The organism is Frankia sp. CoWAU3 (assembly GCF_977971855.1).
Genome location: NZ_CDWWXB010000325.1, coordinates 1 through 2,704 on the forward strand (window position 1 = coordinate 1; position 2,704 = coordinate 2,704).

Genomic DNA, 2,704 nt, shown 5'->3' on the forward strand with positions numbered 1-2,704 from the left:
ACAGAGTGACACCCGAAGGTTAAACGACAAGCTCAGAATCAGAACATTCAGAACAGGAAGTAGCGCTGGGTCATCGGAAGTTCGCTCACCGGATCCGCCTCGATCGCCTCACCGTCCACCGTGACGGTGAACGTGTCGGGGTCCACCCGGATGTCCGGTGTCGCGGTGTTCTCGGGAAGATCCGCCTTGCCGCGGCGGCGCACATCCGCGACCGGCACCACCGGGGTGGCGAGCCCCAGCCGTCCGGGCAGCCCGTCCTCGATCGCCGCCGGGGCAACGAAGATCAACGACGACGCGGCGGCCGGACCACGGGCGGCTCCCCACATCGGCCGGGGCAGCACCGGCTGCGGGGTCGGGATGGAGGCGTTCGCATCGCCCATCGCGGCCCAGGCGATGAACCCGCCCTTGAGGACCAGCGACGGCCGCACCCCGAAGAACGCCGGGTCATACAGCACCAGGTCGGCGAGCTTGCCGGGTTCCACCGAGCCGATCTCCGCGTCCAGGCCGTGCGCCACCGCCGGGCAGATCGTGTACTTGGCGATGTAGCGCCGGGCCCGGGTGTTGTCGGCCCGATCGTCGCCGGCCAGGGACCCGCGCCGGAGCTTCATCACATGCGCGGTCTGCCAGGTACGCAGGACGACCTCGCCGATCCGGCCCATCGCCTGCGAGTCCGAACCGATCATCGAGATCGCGCCCAGGTCGTGCAGGATGTCCTCGGCTGCGATCGTCGACGGCCGGATCCGGCTCTCGGCGAAGGCCAAGTCCTCGGGCACGCTGGGGTTGAGATGGTGACAGACCATCAGCATGTCGAGGTGCTCGTCGAGGGTGTTGACGGTGTGCGGGCGGGTCGGATTCGTCGATGACGGCAGCACGTTGCCGGCGGCCGCGACCGTGATGATGTCCGGGGCATGCCCGCCGCCGGCCCCCTCGGTGTGGTAGGCATGGATCGCCCGGCCGGCGATGGCGGCCAGCGTGTCCTCGACGAAGCCGGCCTCGTTCAGGGTGTCGGAGTGCAGCGCAACCTGGACGCCGGCGGCGTCGGCGACCCGCAGGCAGGCGTCGATTGCGGCCGGCGTCGTCCCCCAGTCCTCGTGCAGCTTGAAGCCGGCCGCCCCGGCTCGCAGCTGTTCCCACATCGACTCGTCGCTGACCGTGTTGCTCTTGCCGAGTAGGACAACGTTGACCGGCCAGTCGTCCAGCGCGGACAGCATCCGCGCCAGGTTCCAGGATCCGGGCGTCACCGTCGTCGCCTTCGTGCCCTCGGCCGGGCCGGTGCCGCCGCCGATCAGCGTGGTGATGCCGGCGCCCAGCGCCTCCGGAACCTGCTGCGGGCAGATCAGATGGACGTGGCAGTCCACCGCGCCGGCGGTGAGGATCTTCCCGTTACCGGCGATGATCTCGGTGCCGGGCCCCATCACCAGCTCGGGATGGACGCCGTCCATTGTGTCCGGGTTGCCGGCCTTACCCAGCGCGACGATCCGGCCGTCGCGGATCCCCACGTCGGCCTTGACCACACCCCAGTGGTCGAGAACGACGGCGCCGGTGATGACGAGGTCGGGCGCACCCTCGGCGCGGGTTGCCAGGGACTGCCCCATCGACTCACGGATGACCTTGCCGCCCCCGAAGACGGCCTCGTCACCGGTCCCGGTGCCCGCCGGCCCGCGGCTGCGGTCCTCCGTCACCTCGATGAACAGGTCGGTGTCCGCGAGCCGGATACGGTCGCCGACCGTGGGGCCGTACAGGGCCGCGTAGCGGGAGCGGTCGAGTCGGCTCACGAACCCTCTCCCTGAAAGCCCGATATATCCTCAATCGTCGCGGTGTCCGCAATCCGGGTGCCGCTCGCGGCGTCCAACGGGCCGGCCGATTCCGGTCGCAGGCCCGGCACGACCCGGGCGCCGGCCAGCGGCACCAGTTCGATCTCGCGTTCCACGCCGGGTTCGAAGCGGACCGCGGTGCCGGCGGGCACCGCGAGCCGGTGGCCCCAGGCACTCGCCCGGTCGAAGTCGAGAGCGGGGTTCGCCGCGGCGAAGTGGTAGTGCGAGCCGACCTGCACCGGCCGGTCGCCCATGTTACGGACCAGCACCGTGCGTACCGGGCGTCCGGCGTTGATCTCGACGGGATCGTCGCCGGTCAGGATCTCCCCGGGGATCACGGGATCGGCCGGTGGACGGTGACCAGCTTGGTGCCGTCCGGGAAGGTGGCTTCGACCTGCACCTCGCCGAGCATCTCCGGCACGCCCTCCATGACGTCGTCCCGGGTGAGCACGGTTCGCCCGGCGCTCATCAGGTCCGCGACGCCGCGACCGTCCCGCGCGCCCTCCAGCAGGAACGAGGTGATGATCGCGGTCGCTTCGGGATGGTTCAGCCGCAGCCCACGGGCTCGCCGTTCACGGGCGAGCCCGGCCGCCACATGGATCAGCAGTCGTTCCTGTTCATGGGGGCTCAGCAGCACGAATGCGAAGCCTAGCAGGTCGGGGAATGCCGCCGGCCTGGTTCGGTTCGGCGCGGTCCACGACACGCCGGCGAAGCTCCGGCCCAGATGCTCGTCGGACATATCGGGGCGCAATGTGACGGTCAGGTGAACGGCGACGCTCTCGTAGCTCAAGAAAAGTTTCGTCCAGGTTTCTGTCCCGACATTGCCGGGGACGCCGCGGGAGTGTGGTTCCGTCAACAGTAAGAATGGAGTTACTGGTAATTCACCCGGG

3 protein-coding genes are annotated in these 2,704 nt (G+C 69.6%); all 3 read right to left on the bottom strand.

Annotated features, from left to right (window positions below):
- Window positions 1-47: 47 nt before the first annotated feature.
- Genes AC08ON_RS17950 through AC08ON_RS17960 form a run of 3 tightly spaced genes read right to left on the bottom strand, consistent with a single transcriptional unit; the run spans window position 48 to window position 2,451 of the window.
- Window positions 48-1,775 (bottom strand): urease subunit alpha, encoded by a 1,728-nt coding sequence (locus AC08ON_RS17950; protein WP_476606649.1) that lies wholly within the window; start codon window positions 1,773-1,775, stop codon window positions 48-50.
- Window positions 1,772-2,152 carry an urease subunit beta gene (locus AC08ON_RS17955; protein WP_011435286.1) on the bottom strand — a complete coding sequence of 127 codons (381 nt, stop codon included), beginning with the start codon at window positions 2,150-2,152 and terminating at the stop codon, window positions 1,772-1,774. The genes AC08ON_RS17950 and AC08ON_RS17955 overlap by 4 nt, the downstream gene beginning before the upstream one ends.
- Window positions 2,149-2,451 carry an urease subunit gamma gene (locus AC08ON_RS17960; RefSeq protein WP_035732629.1) on the bottom strand — a complete coding sequence of 101 codons (303 nt, stop codon included), beginning with the start codon at window positions 2,449-2,451 and terminating at the stop codon, window positions 2,149-2,151. Before AC08ON_RS17960 ends, AC08ON_RS17955 begins: the two co-directional genes overlap by 4 nt.
- Window positions 2,452-2,704 lie beyond the last annotated feature (253 nt).